Raw genomic sequence first — 20,349 nt, 5'->3', positions numbered from 1 at the left:
GTGGGGACCCTATCCGAGCGGCCACCGACGGCCGGCGGTGGGCCGCGGCGGCTACCGGCGCCGGCCGAAGACCCGGCGCAGCGCGGTGCGCGCGGCGTACTCGCCGCAGAGCCCGTGCACCCCCGGCCCGGGTGGGGTCGCCGAGGAGCACAGGAAGACCGACGGGTTGCCGGTCGCGTACGGGACGGGGGCGAACGTGGGCCGGAACAGCGCGTTCAGCCCGGCGGTGCTCCCCACGCTGATGCCGCCGTTGACGTTGTTGGGGTTGTGCGCCTCCAGGTCGGCCGGGGTGGTCACCCTGCGCGCCAGCACCAGGTCCCGGAACCCCGGGGCGAACCGCTCGATCTGCCGTTCGATTGCCTCGGTGGCGTCGCCGTCCCACCCGTAGGGCACGTGCCCGTACGCCCAGAACACGTGCTTGCCCTCCGGGGCGCGCCCCGGGTCGGCGACCGTCGGCTGCCCGGTGAGCAGGAACGGCACCTCGGGCATCCGGCCGCGGGACGCGGTGGTCAGCGAGGCGTTGATCTCCGTGGCGGTGGGCCCGAGGTGGATCGTTCCGGCTCGCCGGGCGTCCGGTGAGGTCCACGGCATCGGGCCGTCCAGCGCGTAGTCGAGCTTGAACACCGAAAGGCCCCGCCGGTAGCGGGCCAGGCTCCGGGCAGAACGGGCGGGCAACCGGTCCCCGGCGATCTCCAGCAGCCCCTCCGGGGCGGTGTCGAACAGGTAGGCGCGGGCCCGGGGCAGCTCGGCCATCGTACGGATCCGGCGGTTGGTGTGGATCACCCCGCCCAGGGACCGCAGGTACCCGGCGAGCGCGTCGGCGATCGCCTGGGACCCGCCGCGCGCCACCGGCCAGCCCACGTCGTGCCCGGACAGCGCGAACATCATCCCGAACCCGGCGGTGAGCGGGCTGGTCAACGGGGCACTCCCGTGCCCGGCCATCCCGGCGAAGAGTCCTCGTGCCCGCTCCGCGGCGAACCTCCGCTGGAGGACCGTGGCGGGCAGCACCCCGTAGCTGCCCATCCGGGCCGACAGCACCGGGTGCCGGGGCGGCCCGGCCAGCGGCGGTCGCATCACCGCGTCCACCAACTGCGGCCAGCGCCCGGCGAACGGCGCCATCAGCCGCCGGTAGGCGGAGGCGTCCGGCCCCAGGGACTCGGCGGTCTCCGCCACGGAACGGGACAGCACGGCCGCCGAGCCGTCGGGGAACGGGTGGGCCATCGGCAGCTCCGGCTGGACCCACTCCAGTCCGTGCTTGGCCAGCGGCATCCTGGCGAACACGGGTGAGCCCGCGCCCGTCGGGTGGGCCCCGGAGCACGGGTCGTAGCGGAACCCGGGCACCAGCTCCTCGGTGCGCGCACCGCCGCCCACGGCCCCGGCGGCCTCGTACACCACCACCTCGAGCCCCGACTCGGCCAGGGCGATCGCCGCGGTCAGTCCGTTGGGGCCGGCCCCGACGACCACCGCGTCCACCGCCTGGCCCGCCGTCCGTGCCGCGCGGTCGGAACCGGCCGCGCTGGTCGAAGCACTCTCCATGGGCTCACTCTGACACAGGCCCACCCGCCGTCAGCGCCGGGATCACCTCCTGCCCGTAGGCGTCGATCGTGGCCTCCTTGGCGTCGTGCATCGCGTACACCGCGAACTGGTCAACGCCCAGTTGACGAAGCTCCTCCAGCCGGGCGATGTGCGCGGAGGGCGGGCCCAACAGGCAGAAGCGGTCCACGATCTCGTCCGGGACGAACGCGGTGTCGGGGTTGCCGGCCCTGCCGTGGTGGCGGTAGTCGTAGCCCTGTCGCTCCCGGATGTACGCGGTCAACGCCTCCGGCACGGCCCCCGAGTCCTCCCCGTACCGGCTGACCAGGTCGGCCACGTGGTTGCCGACCATGCCGCCGAACCACCGGCACTGCTCCCTGGCGTGCGCCAGGTCGTCGCCGACGTACGCGGGGGCGGCCACGCAGACGGTGACCTGGGCCGGGTCCCGGCCCGCCTTCTCCGCGGCGGTGCGCACCGCCCGGACCATCCACTCGGTGAGGTACGGGTCGGCGAGTTGGAGGATGAACCCGTCGGCCCGCTCGCCGGCCATCCGCAGGGCCTTCGGCCCGTACGCGGCCATCCACACCGGCAGCCGGCCGTCCTTGACCCAGGGCAGTCGCACCGGGGTGCCGTCCACGGTCACCTCGCGGCCCTCCGCGAGTTCCTTGATCACCTCCATGGCCTCGCCGAGCCTGGCCAGGGTGGCCGGGGGGCGGCCGGCCACCCGCATCGCGGAGTCACCGCGGCCGATCCCGCACACGGTGCGATTGCCGTACATCTCGTTGAGGGTGGCGAAGACGGACGCGGTCACCTCCCAGCTCCGGGTGCCGGGATTGGTCACCATGGGCCCCACCACCATGCGCGTGGTGTGGTCCAGGATGCGGCTGTGGATGACGAACGGTTCCTGCCACAGCACGGCGGAGTCGAAGGTCCAGCCGTGGCTGAACCCCTGGCGTTCCGCTCGTTGCATCAGCTCGACGACGGCCGAGGCCGGCGGGTCCGTCTGGAGGACGAGGCCGAAGTCCACAGGGCTCCCCCTGTCTGCGTTGTCGGTGGGTCCGCTTGGGTGCCGGTGGTGCGTTGCGGGTTCCTGGTGGGTGGGACGGCTCGGTGCCGGGCTACAGCAGGTACTGGCAGGTGCCGCGGGGCAGGAACTGGCCGTGCCCGGCCCGCCCCACGTACTCCCGGTCCTCCAGGACGAGCTCGCCCCGGGACAGGACGGTGCGCACCTGCCCGGTGACCCGCCTGCCCTCGTACGCCGAGTAGTCCACGTTCATGTGGTGGGTCTCCGCCGAGATCACCTGGGTGACGTTCGGGTCGTAGACCACGATGTCGGCGTCCGCGCCGGGCGCGATGGTGCCCTTGCGCGGGTAGAGGCCGAACATCCGGGCAGGGGTGGCGCAGGCGAGTTCGATCCACCGGCGGCGGGAGATGTGGCCGTCGAGGACCGCCTGGTGCAGCAGGTCCATGCGGTTCTCCACGCCCGGCAGCCCGTTGGGGATCCGGGAGAAGTCGCCCCTGCCGAGCTCCTTCTGACCGTTGAAGCAGAACGGGCAGTGGTCGGTGGAGACCACCGACAGGTCGTTGGTGCGCAGCCCCCGCCAGAGCGCGGCCTGGTGCTCCACCGGGCGCAGCGGGGTGGAGCAGACGTACTTGGCGCCCTCGAAGTCCGGTTCCGCCAGGTTGTCCGTGGACAGGAACAGGTACTGGGGGCAGGTCTCGGCGAACACGTTGAGTCCCAGGTCGCGGGCCTGGGCCAGTTCGGAGACGGCCTCGCTCGCGGAGACGTGGACCACGTAGAGCGGGGAGCCGGTGACCCGGGCGAGCTGGATGGCCCGGTGGGTGGCCTCGGCCTCGAGCAGCGCGTGCCGCACCTCGCCGTGGTAGCGGGGGTCGGTCCTGCCCGCCGCGAGGGCCTGTTCCACCAGGACGTCGATGGCGATGCCGTTCTCGGCGTGCATCATCGTCAGCCCGCCGTTGGCGGCGGTGCGCTGCATGGCCCGCAGGATCTGGCCGTCGTCGCTGTACAGGACGCCGGGGTACGCCATGAACAGCTTGAAGCTGGTCACGCCCTGTTCCACCAGGGCGTCCATCTCCTTGAGCGTGTGCTCGTTGACGTCGGAGAGGATCATGTGGAAGCCGTAGTCCACCGCGCACCTGCCGTCGGCCTTGGCGTGCCAGGCGTCGAGGCCCTCGCGCAGCGAGCGCCCGCGCTGCTGGACGGCGAAGTCCACGATGGTGGTGGTGCCACCCCAGGCGGCGGCCCGGGTCCCGGTCTCGAAGGTGTCCGCCGCGACGGTTCCGCCGAACGGCATCTCCATGTGCGTGTGCGCGTCCACGCCGCCGGGGATGACGTAGCACCCGGTGGCGTCGACGACCCGGTCCGCGGACTCGGCCCAGCCCTGGGACACCTGGCTGTCCTGCGTGGCGAGAGCGGCCACCCTGCCGCCCTCGACCAGGACGTCCGCGTGGACCTCGTCGGCGGCGGTGATGACGAATCCGCCTCGGATGACGGTACGGTCGGGCATCAGCGGCTCCTCGACGGGCGAATTGGTCTACGCACGTAGACCACCGTGGGAGAAGAACCTAGAAGCGCACTACCCGCCGTGGCAATACCGTCGCGCCGAATCACGGCGGACGGCCCCGCCCCACCACTCCGTGGGGGGTACCGCCCCGGAGTCAGTCACATCGCGGACCTCTGTGCAGAATGCAGTCGTCACGAGAGGATGCGCACGAATGAGACATCACCCCCCACCTCCCGACGCCCGGGTGGGTCCGAACGACGTGCTGGCGTTCCTGCTGGAGCTCGCGGCCCTGGTCGCCCTCGGCTGGTGGGGGTTCGGCGTCGGCGACAACCTGGGCGTCCACGTCCTGCTGGGCCTCGGCACGCCGTTGGCCGCTGTGGTCCTGTGGGGCCTGTTCGCCGCGCCGAAGGCCAGGTTCTCCGTGCCGCTGCCCGCGGCGCTGGCCGTCAAGGCGCTGGTCTTCGGCGGGGCGACCCTGGCCCTGTACGGGGTGGGCCGGGCCGAGGTCGCGGGTGCCTTCGCCGTCGCGGCGCTGGTCAACACCGCGCTGGCCACCGCTGACCGGCGGGATGCCACACGACGGCGTCGCCCCGGGCCGGGCGGTCCGGGGCGACGCGGGTAGGCGGGCGGCACGGAACGGTCGGCCGCCGAGAGGCGCGCAGTGCACGGTGGTGAGCAGCCGCGGCGGAGCGACGGCCTGGCCTGGGCCGGGCCGCCTCCAACTGCCTGACCCCGAACGCGCCCCCCCGGGACCCCGCGCTACGAGAACGTCTCGGGTTTCTGGAGGTGCAGGCCCGGTGACGGCGTCACCGCCTCGTGGTAAGCGTTCCAGATCAGCGGCGGGAAGGCGCTGCCCCGCTCGGAACCGGGGCCGCCCACGCCCCGCATGGGCAGCAGGTGCGGAACACCGGGCTTGGTGCGGAACATCGTCACCGAGGTGCTCAGCTTCTCGGTGACGCCGATGAACCAGGCCGACTTCATGTGATCGTTCGGACCGGTCCGGCCCGCCCAGACCGGGTAGTGGGCCGGCTTCCTGTCCCCCGGAGGGGTGACGGCTGCCAGGCCCACCTCCAGCAGCGCCTCAGAGACGAGCGAGGCGCCCTTCCGGTCCATCACACGCCGCTTCCCGGGCCGGTCGAAGCCGTCCACCTCGACGCCGTTCCGCTCGATCCTGGTCACCGAGTACGGTTCGGTCGCCTGGCCGCCGTTGACGAAGGTCGTGTAGGCGCTGGCCAGTCGGACGGCGCTGGGGGTGGAGGTGCCGATCGAGAAGGTCGGCTCCAGCTTCGCCATGCTCTCCTCCCGCAGCCCCGACGCGACCGCGAGCGCCCTGACCTTCCTCAGCCCGATCTTCTTGCCGACCTCCACGAACGGGCTGGTGTCCGAGTCGACCAGGGACCGGCCGAGGTTCAGGGGCCGCGCCGGCTCGGGATTCTCCTCGGAGACGTCTGCCGCCTCCAGAGCAGCGGCGTACACGAACGGTTTGAACGCGGACCCCGCCGGCACGCCCGAGGTGTCCGCGTTGTTGGTGAAGTGCTTGGTCGCGTCGGAGCCTCCGTAGACCGCGACGATCGCCCCGTCGCCGGGACGTACCGAGGCGGCACCCACTTCGACATGCCGGTCGGCGGCGCGCTTGCGCGGGTCCAGGCGGTCCGCGCGCACGGTTTCGACGGCCCTCGTGAGCGCGCGTACCTTGTCCTTCTCGAAGGTGGTGTGGACGCGGTAGCCGCCACCGGCGAGATCCCTGTCAGTGATCCCACTGTGGCTCTTGATGTACTTGTTGGCGATGTCGATGAGATAGCCGATCTGCCCCGCCTGGCTGGTCGGCTTGACCGGAGGCTTCGGCTCGGGGAACTCCTGGTACCTCGCGCGTTCCTCGGGGCTCATCGAGCCGGTTTCGACCTGCCGGTCCAGAATCCAGCTCCAGCGGTCCACGGCCCGACGGTGGTTGGCGGGACTGATTGACGGATCATAACTGTCCGCGCCCTTGAGGAGGCTCGCCAACAAGGCCCCCTGACTGGGATTCAGGTCTTTTGCCGGGACACCGTAGTAGGCGTACGAGGCAGCTTGGATTCCGTAAGCGCCGCGGCCGAACCACGAGGTGTTGAGGTACCCCTCGAGGATCTCCGACTTGGATCGTTGGTTGCTGACCTTCAAGGAGAGAACCAGTTCCCTCACCTTCCGGCTGACGGTCTGGTCCTGGGTCAGGTAGGTGTTCTTCACGTACTGCTGGGTGATCGTGGAACCACCCTGTGTCTCCCCGCCCTTGGCGGCGCTCAGGGCAGCTCGGGCGATGCCCTTCACCGAGACGCCCCAGTCGCTGTAGAAGTCCGCGTTCTCCGCCGCGACGACGGCCTCCTGGACGGACTCGGGCACCTGGGAGAGGTCGATGTCCTGCCGGTTCACATCGCCGACGCTCACCATCCGGCTGCCGTCCGCCCAGTAGTAGACGGTGGCCTGCCGACGCGCGGAGTCGTGCGGGTCGGGGATCTCGACCTGCGTGTAGAGGATCGCGAACAGGCCCACGAGGGCGCCGACACCGAGCAGGAACAGGCCGGAGACCAGCTTCCAGGAAGGCACCCAACGCCGCCAGCCCCGTAATCCGCTCCTGGGATAGTCAATACGTAAGCGTCGGGTCTTCCGGGCGGCGCTGGCCCCTTTCGTTCTGCGCGAGAAACGGCGTCCGCATTGCGGGCTCTCGGTCTGCCCGGGTTTCCCGGCGTGGTTCGCACTGCGCAGTTTCATGGGGAGTACGGGTCTCCTCGATCACAAATCCGGCACCTCGAGACGGTGCCGAGCTCGGCCAGGAAGAGCCCGGGGCAGCGACATCGGTTGGCGCATTCATGCGATCTCCATAGGTGTTCCAGAGTTCGTCCGAATCCGCCCCCGCCGCTCGGCTCCCCTCCCTCCTGTGCTCGCTGGTCAGCTCCGGACCGGCGGCCCGACGAGCAGCCGGATCGTCCTGTCACGGCCGCGTGCCACGGCGCGGCGACGACTGCCGCGGCAGAACGGCACCAGGGCGACCACCTGTCGTGGTCGCCCTGGTCCCCCGTGCTCCGGGGACCGGTGGGGCGGGGGTTGCCTCACCCCGCCCCACCGCGTTCGGTCACCGCAGGGCGTAGGCCCGCTCGATGGTCTGCTTGGTGTGGTTGCCGGCGGAGTCCTCCACCTCCGTCCTGAGGGTGACGAAGCCGTTGGTGGCGGTCAGCTCCGGGTGGTCGTAGGACACCCGGAAGGAGTCCTGGTCGATCCGCTCGACGTCGGCCCGCTGCCAGGTCTCGCCGTCGTCGTAGCTCACCGAGACCTCGGCGCCGGTGATCGGCGTGGTCTGCGACTTCCAGCCCTTGGCGTGCGGCGCGTTCAGGGTGAAGGCGTACTCCTGCCCGGCGGCGGCCCGGTTGTGCAGGTCCACCGGGATGTCGTACTCGGGCAGGATCATCGGCAGGGCCTCACAGGTCCTGGCCGTCGGCGCGATCTCCTGGCACCCCTCGACGTTCATGCCGGTCGGCTCGGCCGAGACGAAGTCGTAGGCCGAGGAGGACCACCGGCCGAGCAGGAGCCCGGACCGCTCCGGGAAGCTGACGTCGAACCTGAGCTGGTAGTTGGCCTTCTCCTTGACCCACCACTCGTCGACGGGCCCGATCACCTGTCCGTCGCGGGAGAAGTCCACCACCTCGAAGTTGGGGTAGCCCGTGAAGAAGTGGTCGGATTCGGAGTCACCGCCGAACGACGCCCCCAGGACCGTGACGGTGTCGGTGCGGCAGAAGGTGCAGGGCAGGGGGGCGGAGTTCGAGGGGCGCATCGCCGGGGCGTACCACCGCTCGTGCTCCACCTGACCGGGACGGTAGGTCCGTGCCGGCCCCTGCATCGCCCAGTAGTCCTTGGTGTTGACGGTGACTTCCTGCCGGTACGCCATGTCCCCGGCCGCGTAGACGTGGTCGTCGCGCTGGTGGCCACGGGTGAGCGGTTCGGGCATCCGGAACGAGGTCACCGGTGCCTGGCCGTGGCCCCACAGCTCGTACTCGCTGAGGCGGTCCGTCAGGTCGCTGTGGAACGCGTTCTTGAGCGTGGCGAAGTCCCGACGGCTCACCTCGGTGCGCAGGTCCGCGGGGACGGTGTTGTGGTACTCCCACTGGCCGCTGTAGGTGTAGCGGGCTTCCTTCAGCCCGCGCAGGGACACGGTGACCCGGCCGTCGCCCCGCTGGGCGACCAGGTCCGCGAGCCGTACGCCCTCCCGCTCGGTCACGCCGAACGAGGGCACCGTGGCGGCGCTGTCGTTCAGGTTGAGCGCGAGACCGTCCTCGGGCGCGATGACGATGGCTGACGCTCCGGCGTCCACCAGGCGCCGCACCTGCTCGGCGTTGCGGCTGGTGGGGGTGTGCAGCAGGGCCGCCCTGCCCCGCAGGTCCTTGCCCGCGAGTTCCTCGGCCGAGCCCTGGCCCACGTCCACCACGCCCAGCTTCGTCGTTCCCGGGAAGCGCTGGGAGTAGTACGAGGTCCTCACCGACAGGGGGAACCCGTCGCGGCCGACGACCTCGGCCCGCAGGACCGGTTCCCGCTTCCGCTGGAAGAAGGAGGCCCAGAGGTCACCCGCGGTCGGGGTGGGCATCGGGATGGCGCCCTGACGTTCGAAGGCGTAGGAGCGGTCGCCGAAGACGGACACCTCGGCGCCCTCGAGGCCCCTCGCGCCCTGCCTGATCCGCATCAGGTCGTAGGCGAAGGTGCTGTCCTCCAGGGGCCGCTTCTCGTCGGTGACGTCCAGTTCGAAGTCCTTCGCCCCGGTGCCGTCGATGGTGACCGTGACGGGGCCGTCCTCCAGCGTGGTCTCGGGCAGGGAGAACAGGTCCTGGGCCGACCGGGACCCGAGGGTCGGGTCCCAGGTCGTGACGGTGCCGAAGAGGGCGTACCTGCCGACGGGCAGCCGCATCGTGCCCTGGCCGTCGTAGAACCAGTAGTCGAAGAAGTCGTTGTCCAGACCCATCACCGCGACCGCGCCGCGGGCCGGCTTGCCGTCGCGTCCCCTGATCTTCCACGTCAGGTCGTAGCGCGGCTTCTCCTTGTCGAAGCCGATCGCGGTGTGCGCGGTGGCGCCGTCGGCGGTGGTCGCCGTCAGCCGGCCCGAGTAGCTGCCCGCGGTGACGCCGTTGGGGTCGAGGACCAACGGGACCTGGACGGTGCCGTTGGCCGGAACGGTGACCTCCCGCTGGGAGAGCGTCACGGCGCCCTCGGGCAGGTTCCCCCAGTCGTCGATGGCGAGCGACACGGTGGTGGCGGCGCCGGTCCGGTTGCTGACGGTGGCGCTGCGGGTCACCGTGTCGTACGGGGTCTCCTGCCAGAGGGCCCGGCCGAAGTCGACGGACCCGGCCAGGTCGAGCTCGGGGTCGAGCGAGGCGGCGACGTCCACCCGGCCGTTGCCCTGCTCGTAGACGCCGGCGTCCGAGGGGGCGGCGTGGGAGGTGAGCGCGGCCTTGATCCGCTCCCCCTCCCAGTCCGGGTGCCGCTGGGCGAGCAGCGCGGCGGCGCCCGCGACGTGCGGGGTCGCCATCGAGGTCCCGTTCGCCGCGGTGTAGTCGTCGTCGACGGGCTTGCCCATCGAGGTGCCCGTGGCTCGGGCGGCCACGATGCCCACGCCGGGCGCGGTGATGTCCGGCTTCAGGCCGCCGTCACCGGCCCGCGGGCCGCGGCTGGAGAAGTAGGCCATCGCCTCGGACTTGTCCACCGCGCCGACGGTCAGCGCCGCGTCGGCGATGCCCGGGGAACCGATGGTCTCCGCGCCGGGGCCGTCGTTGCCCGCGGCCACCACGAACAGGGCGTCACTCGCGGCGCTGAGCCGGTTCACGGCCTCGGACGAAGGGGTGCTCGCGGTGGAGGTGGGGGAACCCAGGGACATGCTGATCACGTCGGCGCCCTGGTCCACCGCCCACTCCATGCCGGCGATGACGCCGGAGGTGGGCCCGGCGCCGCCGTCCCCCAGGACCTTGCCGATGAGCAGGTCGGCGCCGGGGGCGACGCCCCGGTACTTCCCGCCGGACGCCGCGCCGCTGCCCGCGATGGTGGAGGCGACGTGGGTGCCGTGGCCGTGGCCGTCCTGCACGGACGCCGTCGGGATCACGAAGTTGGCGGACCCGACGACCCTGTCCCTGACATCCGCGTGCGTCAGGTCGACGCCGGTGTCTAGGACCGCGACCTTCACGCCCTTGCCGTCGTAGCCGGCCTTCCAGGCGGTGGGCGCGTTGATCTGCGGGACGCTGACGTCCAGGGCGGCCTTCACCGGGGCGTCGTACCAGATCTTGGCCACGTCGTCGCTGCCGGCCCGGGCCGCGGCGGTGGTCTTCCGGCCGGATTCGGCACCGACGGGCCGGGCGGAGTTCCAGAACGACCGTGCCTCGCCCTTGGTGACCCGGACGGCCGCCATGTCCATCCGGTCCATCACCACGCCCGGCTCGCTCGCCGGGAGCGCCCCGGCCCGCTCCTCGAGCGTCGCCCGGGACGGCCTGTCGGCGTAGCTGAGGATCACCGGCAGTTCGCGGGACCTGGCGTCGGTCTGGCCGTCCTCGATCAACTGCGTGACGTTGAACAGCGCGCGGTCCACGGTCCCCGCGGCGAGGACGTCGAGGGTGTCGGACGGGTAGACGTACACGTCGCCGTCGGGCGTGGTGACGGACTGGAAGGTCTTCGTGGTGCCCTTGGCCGGTTCGGCCTTCACCGTCTGCTTGCCGTCGGGCTGGGTGGTGACGGTCACCGTGTCACCGGTCACCAGCGTCACCTGGGCGGTGGTGACCGCCTCCTGCTTCGACGCCGGGTGGGTGGAACTGGCGGGGGCCGGCTCGGCCTTGGCGTCGGCCCCCGTGGCTATGACGGGGAGTGAAGCGCCCACCGCCACCGCTGTGGCGGTGGCCAGTAGGCGACTTCTCAGTCTCCGTCGAGGAGTGCGTCTCACGCGGTTGCCTCTCCTTCAGTGGTGGGGCAGCCAGCACCGAAGGACGCGTTCCGGACAGCGGGGGACGCGCAACGAGGTTGGCTGCGGCACCCCGGAGGCTATGGCTGGAAAGGAGACGCGAAAAAGGGCCAGGGATGTCGCAATCGTGACACCGTCGCAGAAGAGACAACCCCGCTCGTCGTCCTGACCCGGTCAGGGCAACGGGACACGGCCGTGCCGGGAGACCCGACGACGGCCGGCGGGAACAGGGCTGGACCAGGGCGGTACGAGGCGTTTCCGCCCTGGTCAGACGGACAGTGACGGTGGACGTGGGGAGCTTGGGGCGCTGCGCAGCCGAGCACGCCGCACCCTCGGGGGCCGCCGCCCCGGCCCCCGGTTCCCTGAGAACTCCCAACGGGTCTTCGCGGTGCTTGGATCGCTCCAGGACCGGCGATCCGGCCCCCGGACCGTCGCGGAGCTCCCAGCGATCCGCGGGCGGCGGAACCGGTGCGGACGGGCGGACCTCACGCGACAGCGGCTGTCTACAGCGAGACCTTCCGTTCGTCGGCATCGAGGCCGCGAACCGCCCAGAGTCCGTACAGAGCCAGCAGCGGTTTGGCGATCAGCCACTCGCCAGGGCGGTAGTCATCCGCACGCACCAGCCTCTCGGCGAGATCAGGGCGCTGCCGCCGCAGGTAGGCGCGGGCCTTGAGGGCGTGGGCTGGTTGGGAGACGATCTTGATGCGGTCGACGTCCTCGAGCAGTGGGATCACGTTCGTGATGTTCTCCCACGTCGTCGTACTTCGGTCCTCGAGGAGCACGGTGCCGTCGAACCCGAGCACCGACGTCGCGTAGTCAGCCATCACCTGGGCCTCCGTGACACCGCCACCGGTCGCGCCGCCGCTGAAGATCACACGGGTATCGTGCGCACCGCCGGCGGCGATGGAACGAATCCCAGCACGGACCCGCCACCGGTTGACGGCGTTCGCCGCCGCTCGGGGGTTCCGGTACCCCAACACGACCACGGCCTCGGCAGTGCCCCCACTGTTCCCCACGAGGGTCCGAGACCAACGCCAGTTCAACCACTCGCACCAGGCCAGGGTGACGGCCCCAGCTATCGCCAGCCCTGTCTTCCGCCGCATGCGACCGACTCTAGGGCACCTAGGCACGGGGCCGAAGGCACCAGCCGGGCCGCGAGCAACGCGTCCTGCCAGGGCGTCTACGAGCGGTGGCGACCCGTGCCGCCCGCGGACGGCTTCCCGTCCCCGTCGTCGGCGATCTGGCCAAGGGTGCGGCCGGTCAGCGCCGACCTGACGCGGTCGGACGGGGGGTGGCGACGGTCCGCCGCGTACCTGTCGTCCCGTTTGACCAGGAGCCACGCCTCGTCGTCGGAGCCGTCCCCGCCACCGCGGAACCGGGTCAGGGCGTACCCGCCGTGCAGCTTCTGCCCCTCCAGCCACACCGAGGCGTGGCCACGCTCCAGGGCCTCGTCCAGCGGGACCGTCTTCCCGTGGCGCTCGGAGACGTTGCGGAAGGTCCCGATGTCCCAGACCATCACGGTGCCGGCCCCGTACTGCCCCGGTCCGATCACCCCCTCGAACCCCTCGTACTCCAGGGGATGGTCCTCGGTGGGCACCGCGAGGCGCTTGTCCCTGGGGTCGTCCGACGGCCCCTTGGGCACGGCCCAGGACCGCAGCACGTCCCCCACCTGCAACCGGAAGTCGTAGTGCCGGGTACGGGCGTCGTGGAGCTGCACCACGAAGTGTCGGCCGTCCCCGTCGGGCCCTCCCCCGCCGGTGCCGGCCCGGCGCTCCCCGCCGGGCTCACCGCTCCGCTCGACGTCGCGCCTGCGGTGGTAGGTGGCGAGGCTGTCGCGGTCGGTCGCCGCGTGTCCCGTTCCACGGCCTCGGGACCCCGGCCGGCCACCGCGTGCTGACGAACCCACCGTTCCCTCACCTCGCCATCGTCCGGGGACCTCGGCGCCCCTGGTCAGGGACGCAGCACCGCGCCGACCCCGCCCCGCAGCGGCACCTCGTCCTCCGGGATCACCACGAGCTCCGCCTCCGTGGCCACCAGAGACCTGAGCAGGGCCTGCGACCCGTCCTCGGGCGAGCGGTAGCGCACGCCGTCCGACGCCAGGTCCGCCTCGTACACGGCGAGCTGGTGTGCCTCGGGTCCCACCCACAACCGGCGCACCGCCTGCGGGTGGTTGAGCAACAGCGCCTCCACGTAACCCCGGCGCAGCGCTTCCACCACCGGTTCCAGGCCCTCGATCGCGCCCCTGCCCTGGACCCGCCGGGCCAGGAACACCTCCACCAGGTTCATGTCGTGCTCGGCGATGCGCCCGCTGAACAGCTCGTCGAGCTCCTCCTCCAGCAGGGTCCGCCCCGGCCGCCCGGTCAACGGGCCAGCCACCCGTTCCACCTGGGTCCGCGTCCGGTCGGGCAGCGCCCGGGCCAGCACGTTGCTCGCCCACACGTCACCGCCGATGACCAGGCTGTCGGCGCGCAGGCGCCGGGCCCACAGATCCAGCTCCCGGCCCACCCGCACCGCGGTCTCGTGCCACTGGTCCACCAGGCAACGCCGGTGCAGCCGGGTCCGCAGCGTCACCTTGGACAGCGGCCAGGTGCCGGCCTCCGCCTCGACGGCGACCGTTCCCTCCCCCGCGTCCTCCACGCCCCCGCCGCCACCCCCGCGAACCGGCACCTCCCCGGCGGTGCGCGGCCCCGCGTAGTGCACCACCGCGGCCACGTAGGGGATCTCCGGAAGGTACTGGCTGACCAACGGCATGGCGTCGGGCAGCACGCTGAACAGCGCCGAGTCGTACCTCGGCACCCTGGGCAGCTCGCCCTCCATCACCAGCGTCCCGTGCGCACCGAAGATGGCCTGGCCGTGCAGGCCGGGGACCTCCGCGTCCGCACCCACCACCTCGCCGACCGCGGAGATCGAGTCGCGGTCCGCGCCCTGTCGGATGAGCTCCTCGCCCAGCCGGCTCCAGCGCGCCGCGATGTCGGCCTCCGGGTCCTCGCTGTCCCGCGAGGTGTCGAGGTACACCGACGTGTAGGGGCCGGGCTCGGCGTACACGGGCTCCAGGAAGGACAGCTTCACCACCGTCACCTCACTTGACGTCCGGGGTCTTGACCGCCGGGTCCCGGCCCTGCCGGGCCCGGCACGGGCCGGGTCAGCCGCCCGAGATCTCCACCTTGCGCGATATCGCCGTGGGGGCCTTGGGCGCCTTCACCGTCAGCACGCCGTCCTTCAGCGAGGCGGAGATCTCGTCCGCCTTCACCTTGCCGGGCAGCAGCGTTCGGTACTCGAACCGGCCGGTGCGCCGTCTCGTCCCGTGACGGGTGACGTCGCCGCGTTCGTTCTCCTTGAGTTCCCCGCTGATCACCAGTTCGCGCTCGGCGATCTCCACCTTGATGTCCTCGCGCTGGACCCCGGGGAGCTCCGCCTCCACGTAGTAGGCGTCGGCGCTCTCGCTGATGTCGGCCAGCGGCGCCCAGGCGTCACCCGCCGCCCTGCCGCCGACCGTGGACTCCAGCAGGTTGCCGATCCGTCCGAACAGCTCGTCGAACTCCGACAGCGGATCGCGCACCCATCCCCTGGACTGGCTCTCGGTGGGCTGGGTCATCCGGCGTCGTGCGGGTAGTGCCATGGTTCTCACCTTCGCGGTTGTGCTCGGCTTCGTCGTCCGTCCCGGGCGGCTCGGACCGCGCGCCGCCGGCCCCGGTCAGGGGCCCGGCTCCGGCTCCGGCGTGGGACTCGGTTCCGGCTCCGGCGGAGGGCTCGGCTCGGGCCCGGGGCCCGGCCCTGGACGTGGGCCGGGGCCCGGTCCGGGCTCGGGAGAGGGGCCGGGAACCGGCCTGCTCGGGAACGGGGGCACCGGGTCGGGGCCGGGGTTCGGCACCGGTGCTGGTTCCGGGGGCTGCGGTTGGGTCATCGGAAGAAACTCCGCGTCGGACCTGTTGGGCCCGGCCGTCGCGCCGCTCGTGTCACCGTTCGGTGGCGGCCACGGCCGGTCGAGAGTCGGGTACCCGGCCGGTACCCCCGTATGCGGGCGTCTTTCTCCTCCCGGCCCACCCCGAGCGGCGTCCGCGCGTCCCGCGCGTCCCGCGCCTCCCCGGGGTCGGGGGTCGGGGGTCGGGGGTCCCGCACCGTGAGCGGCCGACGCCGTACCGTGGCCGTGACCAGCGCTGGGGCCGGCCCGGACGTCCGGGTCGGCCCCAGCGGCACCGTTCCTGCTCGGGGTGCCTACCGCGTCGCCTGCTTCTCCGCCTGCCGCAGGGCGGTGTCGAGGATGTCCGCGCCCTCCTCGGCCTCGGCCACGGTCAGGCTGAGCGGCGGGGCGATGCGCAGCACGCTGCCCTGCCGGCCCCCCTTGCCGACCAGGAGCCCGTTCTCCCTGGCGGCCTCCGTCACCGCGCTGGCCAGGGAGCCGTCGGCGAGCTCGACGCCGATCATCAGCCCGCGCCCACGCACCTCGCGCACGCAGCTCAGCCCCGCGGCGACGGCCTGGAGCCGGCTCAGCAGCAGGCCGCCGACCCGTCGGGCGTTGCCCTGGAGGTCCCGTTCCAGCAGGTGGTTGAGGTTGGCGAGGGCGCCGGCCGTGGTGATCGGGCTGCCGCCGAAGGTCGAGATGGAGTTGGCGTCCAGGCAGTTCATGATCTCCGCGCGGGCCACCACACCGCCCATGGACAGGCCGTTGCCGATGCCCTTGGCGAAGGTGAGGATGTCCGGCGCCCCGTTCGCGCCGTGGGCCTGCCAGCCCCAGAAGTGGTCACCGGTGCGGCCCCAGCCGGTCTGCACCTCGTCGCTGATCCACAGGACTCCGTGCCGGTCGAGGACCTCCTTGAACGCGGCGTAGAGACCGTCCGGCGGCGAGGTGAAACCCCCCACGCCCTGGATCGGCTCGGCGATCAGCGCCGCCACTCCCCCGCGCCGCTGGGCCAGCAGGTCCTCGAGGTCCTCCACGCAGCGCGCGATGAACTCCTCGTCGGACAGCTCGGCGAACGGGCCCCGGGTGCGCACCCCTCCGTGCACGTACAGGGTCTGCAGGGGGGACAGGCTGGTGGGCGCCCAACTGGCGTTGCCGGTGATGCCCACGGCGGAGAACGAGCGGCCGTGGTAGGCGTTGCGCATCGCCAGGACCTGGTTGGAGCGGCGGAACGTGGTGGCCAGCAGCAGCGCCGTGTCGTTCGCCTCGGTGCCCGAGGTGGTGAGGAAGACCCGCGCGTCCTCGATCCCGGAGAGCGTGGCGATCCGCTCGGCGAGCTCCACGGCGTGGTGGTTGAGGTAGAGGGTGGAACTGTGCAGGATCTTCCCGGCCTGCTCCCGGATCGCCTCGGTCACCTCGGGCAGCGCGTGCGCCGTCATGGTGGTGAGGATGCCCCCGAAGAAGTCGAGGTAGCACCGCCCCTCAGCGTCCCACACCCGGCGGCCCTCACCATGGGTGATCTCGATGGGCTGCTGGTACATCAGGGCCTGCCAGTCGGGCAGCACGGCCCGGTGCCGTCGGGTCAGCTCCGCGTGCACCCCCACCCGGCCGTTCCCGGTCCCGGACATCGCCGCATCGGTCATCCTGCCTCCATCCTCCCGGTCTCCGTCCCGCTTCCCGTTCCCCCGCCCCCGGCTCCTCCCGGGCCGTCGGTGCCCGGCCCGGTTCCCGTCATGGCTGCACCAGGCCCTGGTAGGCGTCGGGGCGGCGGTCGCGGTAGAACGCCCACTGCTGCCGGACCTCGTCGATCATGTCGAAGTCCAGGTCCCGGACGACGAGTTCGTCCTCCTTGTCGGACGCCACGTCACCGACGAACTGTCCGCGCGGGTCCACGAAGTAGCTGGTGCCGTAGAAGTCGTTGTCCCCGTACTCCTCCACGCCGACCCGGTTGATCGCCGCGATGAAGTACTCGTTGGCCACCGCCGCCGCGGGCTGCTCGAGCTGCCACAGGTACGCGGACAGGCCCCGGGACGTCGCCGACGGGTTGTAGACGAGCTGGGCGCCGGCCAGGCCCAGGGCCCGCCAGCCCTCGGGGAAGTGCCGGTCGTAACAGATGTAGACCCCGATCCGGCCGACGGCGGTGTCGAAGACCGGCCACCCCAGGTTCCCCGGGCGGAAGTAGTACTTCTCCCAGAACCCCTTGACCTGCGGGATGTGGTGCTTGCGGTACTTCCCGAGGAAGCTGCCGTCGGCGTCGATCACCGCGGCGGTGTTGTAGTAGAAACCGGAGTCCTCCAGCTCGTACACCGGGACCACCAGCACCATCCCGGTCTCCCGGGCCAGCTCCTGCATCCGCCGCACCGTCGGGCCGTCGGGCACCGGCTCGGCCCACCGGTGGTGCTCGGCCTCCTGCACCTGCGGGAAGTAGGGGGCGTTGAACACCTCCTGGAACCCCAGCACCTTCGCCCCCTGCTCGGCGGCGGCGCGGGCGTACTGCTCGTGTTGCTGGATCATCGACTCGGTGTCCCCGGTCCACTTCGTCTGGACCAGGGCAGCGCGCACGATGTTGGCCATCTGGCACTCCCTCACGACAGCGGCGAACTAGCGGTGTCTACGCACGTAGAGGGAACGTAGGCCCTGCCCCTCACTGTGGCAATAGGTCCCCGCCGCTCGGCCGACCGGCGGCGCGTGTCCCCCACCCGTCGCCCGAACGGGTACCGGCACTCGGGCGCCCTCGACGTGATCGGGGGCGACGGCGAAGGGCCCGTTCGTTCAGCGGCATTTGTGGCGGGGTGGTCGTTCGGCGTCCCGGGCGGGGTCGAGTTCGAACCACAGCACCTTGCCGCCGGCCCCGCCCAGCACCCGACCACCCCAGTCGCTCGCGAACGCCCGCACCAACGACAGCCCACGCCCGCTCTCGGCCTCGTCCGGCACGGTGGGCACCGGTGCCCCGCGCGGGGCGTGGAAGCCGGGCGGCAGGCACGCGTTCGAGTCCTCAACGCTCACCCGCAGCCGACCCGACACCCGCTCCTCCACCCCCATCGAGCACGGCCCCCCGGAGTGCAGGAACGCATTGGTGACGAGCTCACTGGCGAGCAACGCGGCGACGCCGGCACACCCACCCATGCCATGCACGCGCAGCACGGCCCGCAGCGTCGCCCGCGCGATACCGGGCGCCCGGGAGTCACACGGAAGCCGAAGGGTGTAGGACCAGCCCGACGGCCCGGGGAGCACGAGGGGCGGGGATACGGTGAGGGACATGGCAGCCTCCTGTGAGGAAGCGGAGTTCGATCAGTTGCCGGGGTTACCGAACCACGGCCGATCACTCCGTGTCGGCTACACCGTACTCGGCTTCCATGGACTACTTTCTAGTTTTGGATGGCCTATAGCCCATGACCGCCCACAGGGGCGATACCCTCTTCACTAGTGCGAATGATGAGAGGAAGCCATGCCGCAGAGCGGCTCACCACCAACCGCCCGACGTCGCCGTCTTGGCGTTGAGCTACGCAGGCTTCGGGAGCGTGCCGCTCTGAGTGCCACGGAGGCGGCCACGCTCCTGGGCGTCACCCAGTCACGCATCAGCAACATCGAAGCCGGTCGGTACGGAGTCAGCGGCAACAGGGTGCGTGCGTTGGCTCGGAACTACGCTTGCTCGGATCAGGCCCTGATCGACGCCCTCGCGGGAATGACCGGGGACCGGACTCGCGGATGGTGGGAGGAATACCAGGACCTTCTCCCGACAGGGCTGCTCGAGCTCACCGAACTGGAACACCACGCAACAGCCCTGCGCACTTCCCAACTGGTGAATGTGCCTGGACTCCTCCAAACACCCGATCACGCCCGCTCCATCTTCGGGCAAGCAGTTCCACCTCTCTTGCCGCACGAGGTCGAGCACATGGTCGCCCACCGGATCAGGCGACAGGGAATCCTTCATCGCCAACGGCCCACTCCCTACACCGCCGTCCTCCATGAGGCGGCGCTGCACATGCGGTTCGGAGGAACCTACGTTGCCAAGGCACAGCTCAGGCACCTGATCGAGCTGAGTGAGCACGAGAACATCACCATTCTGGTGATTCCCTTCACCAGCGACGGCTTCCCGCCATCCGGCCACGGAATCGACTACTTCAGTGGTCCAGTCAGCCAGTTGGACACCGTGCAGCTCGACACCACTCACGGCAGTGAACTGGTCGACGCCCCGGCAAAGGTGGAGATGTACCGCTTGCTGCTGGACCGGATGGAGGAGATCGCCTTGCCCGCGGAAGAATCGCGAGACCTCATGAATCGAGCGGCTCAACGTCTGTGAAAGGGACCAGTCATGCCTGACCTCAACTGGAAAAAGTCGTCGTACAGCGAAAGGGCCTCTTCCTGCCTCTACCTCGCCGCCACCCCCGACGGAACAATCAAACTGCGGGAGAGCGACGCCCCCGAGGTCGTCCTCACCACCAGATCCGCCACCCTCGGCGCCCTCATACGCGGCATCAAGGCCGGCGAGTTCGACCACCTCCGCACGGCCTGATCCGCCGGCCCCGCACGCCGGCCCCCGCGCGGCGGCCGGCCGGCACGGACCGCTCCTGCGTGGGCCGGTCAGCGGCTGCCGCGGGCTTCCGCGGCGCGGCGCCCGAGGTCGTGGACCAGCGCGCCCCGGTCCACGCGCCCGAGCGCGGCAACTCGGCGTCGCCCAGTCCCGCATCAGCAACATCGAAGCCGGTCGGTACGGAGTCAGCGGCAACAGGGTACGTGCGTTGGCTCGGAACTACGCCTGTTCAGATCGGGCCCTGATCGACGCCCTCGCGGGAATGACCGGGGACCGGACTCGCGGATGGTGGGAGGAATACCAGGACCTACTCCAGGCAGGGCTGCTCGAGCTCACCGAACTGGAACACCACGCAACAGCCGTGCGCACCTCCCAACTGGTGAATGTGCCTGGACTCCTCCAAGCACCCGATCACGCCCGATCCGTCTTCTTCCACCTTCCGGCCACGGAATCGACTACTTCAGTGGTCCAGTCAGCCAGTTGGACACCGTGCAACTGGACACCACTCACGGCAGTGAACTAGTCGACGCCCCGGCAAAGGCGGAGATGTACCGCATGCTGCTGGACCGGATGGAGGAGATCGCCTTGCCCGCGGAAGAATCACGAGACCTCATGAATCGAGCGGCTCAACGTCTGTGAAAGGGACCAGTCATGCCTGACCTCAACTGGCAGAAGTCCTCGTTCAGTCAGCAGGCTTCCTCCTGCCTCTACCTCGCCGCCGCCCCCGACGGAACCGTCAAACTGCGGGAGAGCGACAACCCCGACGTCATCCTCACCACCGCACCCGCCACCCTCGGCGCCCTCATACGCGGCATCAAGGCCGGCGAGTTCGACCACATCCGCACAGCCTGATCGGCCGCCCCCGCACGCCGGCCGCCCCCGCGCGGCGGCCGGCCGGCGC

The 20,349-nt window shown here is 71.2% G+C and carries 18 protein-coding genes; 6 read left to right on the top strand and 12 right to left on the bottom strand.

Going from position 1 to position 20,349, the window contains the following annotated elements; genetic code table 11:
* Positions 1–51 precede the first annotated feature (51 nt).
* From A3IG_RS0109335 to hydA, 3 genes are all read right to left on the bottom strand, one after another.
* Complete coding sequence (locus tag A3IG_RS0109335) at positions 52–1,536, bottom strand: phytoene desaturase family protein (protein ID WP_018383295.1); 1,485 nt, start codon at positions 1,534–1,536, stop codon at positions 52–54.
* Positions 1,537–1,540: 4 nt separating this feature from the next.
* Complete coding sequence (locus tag A3IG_RS0109330) at positions 1,541–2,560, bottom strand: TIGR03842 family LLM class F420-dependent oxidoreductase (protein ID WP_018383294.1); 1,020 nt, start codon at positions 2,558–2,560, stop codon at positions 1,541–1,543.
* 91 nt (positions 2,561–2,651) lie between these two features.
* Positions 2,652–4,061, bottom strand: coding sequence for a dihydropyrimidinase (hydA, locus tag A3IG_RS0109325; protein WP_018383293.1), 1,410 nt, complete (start codon positions 4,059–4,061; stop codon positions 2,652–2,654).
* A 208-nt stretch (positions 4,062–4,269) separates the two neighbouring features.
* Here hydA and A3IG_RS0109320 point away from each other — a divergent pair, with 208 nt between their 5' ends.
* Positions 4,270–4,680, top strand: coding sequence for a YrdB family protein (locus tag A3IG_RS0109320; RefSeq protein ID WP_051087430.1), 411 nt, complete (start codon positions 4,270–4,272; stop codon positions 4,678–4,680).
* A gap of 137 nt (positions 4,681–4,817) precedes the next feature.
* On the opposite strand, the gene A3IG_RS29120 is transcribed toward A3IG_RS0109320, so the two are convergent.
* The 9 genes from A3IG_RS29120 to A3IG_RS0109275 form a co-directional block, all read right to left on the bottom strand.
* Positions 4,818–6,638 (bottom strand): transglycosylase domain-containing protein, encoded by a 1,821-nt coding sequence (locus A3IG_RS29120; RefSeq protein ID WP_018383291.1) that lies wholly within the window; start codon positions 6,636–6,638, stop codon positions 4,818–4,820.
* Between the two features lie 526 nt (positions 6,639–7,164).
* On the bottom strand, positions 7,165–10,935 hold the full coding sequence (locus tag A3IG_RS29115) for a S8 family peptidase (protein WP_157862226.1): 3,771 nt from the start codon (positions 10,933–10,935) through the stop codon (positions 7,165–7,167).
* A gap of 584 nt (positions 10,936–11,519) precedes the next feature.
* Positions 11,520–12,119 carry a YdcF family protein gene (locus tag A3IG_RS0109305; RefSeq protein ID WP_026220068.1) on the bottom strand — a complete coding sequence of 200 codons (600 nt, stop codon included), beginning with the start codon at positions 12,117–12,119 and terminating at the stop codon, positions 11,520–11,522.
* 77 nt (positions 12,120–12,196) lie between these two features.
* The gene (locus A3IG_RS0109300; protein ID WP_018383288.1) at positions 12,197–12,922 is read right to left on the bottom strand and encodes a DNA polymerase ligase N-terminal domain-containing protein; all 726 of its coding nucleotides are present in this window, start codon (positions 12,920–12,922) and stop codon (positions 12,197–12,199) included.
* Between the two features lie 44 nt (positions 12,923–12,966).
* Complete coding sequence (locus tag A3IG_RS0109295) at positions 12,967–14,085, bottom strand: baeRF2 domain-containing protein (protein ID WP_104530711.1); 1,119 nt, start codon at positions 14,083–14,085, stop codon at positions 12,967–12,969.
* 73 nt (positions 14,086–14,158) lie between these two features.
* Positions 14,159–14,635, bottom strand: coding sequence for an Hsp20/alpha crystallin family protein (locus A3IG_RS0109290; protein WP_026220067.1), 477 nt, complete (start codon positions 14,633–14,635; stop codon positions 14,159–14,161).
* Positions 14,636–15,231: 596 nt separating this feature from the next.
* On the bottom strand, positions 15,232–16,557 hold the full coding sequence (locus A3IG_RS0109285) for an aspartate aminotransferase family protein (protein ID WP_018383285.1): 1,326 nt from the start codon (positions 16,555–16,557) through the stop codon (positions 15,232–15,234).
* Between the two features lie 88 nt (positions 16,558–16,645).
* Complete coding sequence (locus tag A3IG_RS0109280) at positions 16,646–17,488, bottom strand: nitrilase-related carbon-nitrogen hydrolase (RefSeq protein ID WP_018383284.1); 843 nt, start codon at positions 17,486–17,488, stop codon at positions 16,646–16,648.
* A 198-nt stretch (positions 17,489–17,686) separates the two neighbouring features.
* Complete coding sequence (locus A3IG_RS0109275) at positions 17,687–18,175, bottom strand: ATP-binding protein (RefSeq protein ID WP_018383283.1); 489 nt, start codon at positions 18,173–18,175, stop codon at positions 17,687–17,689.
* Positions 18,176–18,362: 187 nt separating this feature from the next.
* Here A3IG_RS0109275 and A3IG_RS0109270 point away from each other — a divergent pair, with 187 nt between their 5' ends.
* The 5 genes from A3IG_RS0109270 (at position 18,363) to A3IG_RS0109250 (ending at position 20,300) form a co-directional block, all read left to right on the top strand.
* Positions 18,363–19,217 (top strand): helix-turn-helix domain-containing protein, encoded by an 855-nt coding sequence (locus tag A3IG_RS0109270; RefSeq protein ID WP_026220065.1) that lies wholly within the window; start codon positions 18,363–18,365, stop codon positions 19,215–19,217.
* A gap of 12 nt (positions 19,218–19,229) precedes the next feature.
* Positions 19,230–19,430, top strand: a complete 201-nt coding sequence (locus A3IG_RS0109265) for a DUF397 domain-containing protein (protein WP_018383281.1) — start codon at positions 19,230–19,232, stop codon at positions 19,428–19,430.
* Between the two features lie 280 nt (positions 19,431–19,710).
* Positions 19,711–19,971, top strand: a complete 261-nt coding sequence (locus tag A3IG_RS35085) for a Scr1 family TA system antitoxin-like transcriptional regulator (RefSeq protein WP_236719038.1) — start codon at positions 19,711–19,713, stop codon at positions 19,969–19,971.
* A complete protein-coding gene (locus A3IG_RS35080) occupies positions 19,938–20,087 on the top strand; it encodes a Scr1 family TA system antitoxin-like transcriptional regulator (protein ID WP_236719031.1) in 150 nt (49 codons plus the stop codon). Before A3IG_RS35085 ends, A3IG_RS35080 begins: the two co-directional genes overlap by 34 nt.
* Before the next feature lie 12 nt (positions 20,088–20,099).
* Entirely contained in the window at positions 20,100–20,300 is a 201-nt protein-coding gene (locus tag A3IG_RS0109250; protein ID WP_018383278.1) for a DUF397 domain-containing protein, read from the top strand.
* The last annotated feature ends 49 nt before the right edge of the window (positions 20,301–20,349 follow it).

Source organism: Wenjunlia vitaminophila DSM 41686 (genome assembly GCF_000380165.1).
Lineage (GTDB): Bacteria > Actinomycetota > Actinomycetes > Streptomycetales > Streptomycetaceae > Wenjunlia > Wenjunlia vitaminophila.
Note: the sequence above shows the minus strand (reverse complement) of the source record. Positions and strands in the feature narration are given on the sequence as shown.

Bases quoted from the DNA above. Each gene is read 5' to 3' on its own strand.
- A3IG_RS0109335 (WP_018383295.1), bottom strand. From the start codon at position 1,536: ATGGAGAGTGCTTCGACCAGCGCGGCCGGTTCCGACCGCGCGGCACGG.
- A3IG_RS0109285 (WP_018383285.1), bottom strand. From the start codon at position 16,557: ATGACCGATGCGGCGATGTCCGGGACCGGGAACGGCCGGGTGGGGGTG.
- A3IG_RS0109320 (WP_051087430.1), top strand. From the start codon at position 4,270: ATGAGACATCACCCCCCACCTCCCGACGCCCGGGTGGGTCCGAACGAC.
- hydA (WP_018383293.1), bottom strand. From the start codon at position 4,061: ATGCCCGACCGTACCGTCATCCGAGGCGGATTCGTCATCACCGCCGCC.
- A3IG_RS0109305 (WP_026220068.1), bottom strand. From the start codon at position 12,119: ATGCGGCGGAAGACAGGGCTGGCGATAGCTGGGGCCGTCACCCTGGCC.
- A3IG_RS0109275 (WP_018383283.1), bottom strand. From the start codon at position 18,175: ATGTCCCTCACCGTATCCCCGCCCCTCGTGCTCCCCGGGCCGTCGGGC.
- A3IG_RS0109280 (WP_018383284.1), bottom strand. From the start codon at position 17,488: ATGGCCAACATCGTGCGCGCTGCCCTGGTCCAGACGAAGTGGACCGGG.
- A3IG_RS0109265 (WP_018383281.1), top strand. From the start codon at position 19,230: ATGCCTGACCTCAACTGGAAAAAGTCGTCGTACAGCGAAAGGGCCTCT.
- A3IG_RS35085 (WP_236719038.1), top strand. From the start codon at position 19,711: ATGACCGGGGACCGGACTCGCGGATGGTGGGAGGAATACCAGGACCTA.
- A3IG_RS0109290 (WP_026220067.1), bottom strand. From the start codon at position 14,635: ATGGCACTACCCGCACGACGCCGGATGACCCAGCCCACCGAGAGCCAG.
- A3IG_RS0109250 (WP_018383278.1), top strand. From the start codon at position 20,100: ATGCCTGACCTCAACTGGCAGAAGTCCTCGTTCAGTCAGCAGGCTTCC.
- A3IG_RS0109270 (WP_026220065.1), top strand. From the start codon at position 18,363: ATGCCGCAGAGCGGCTCACCACCAACCGCCCGACGTCGCCGTCTTGGC.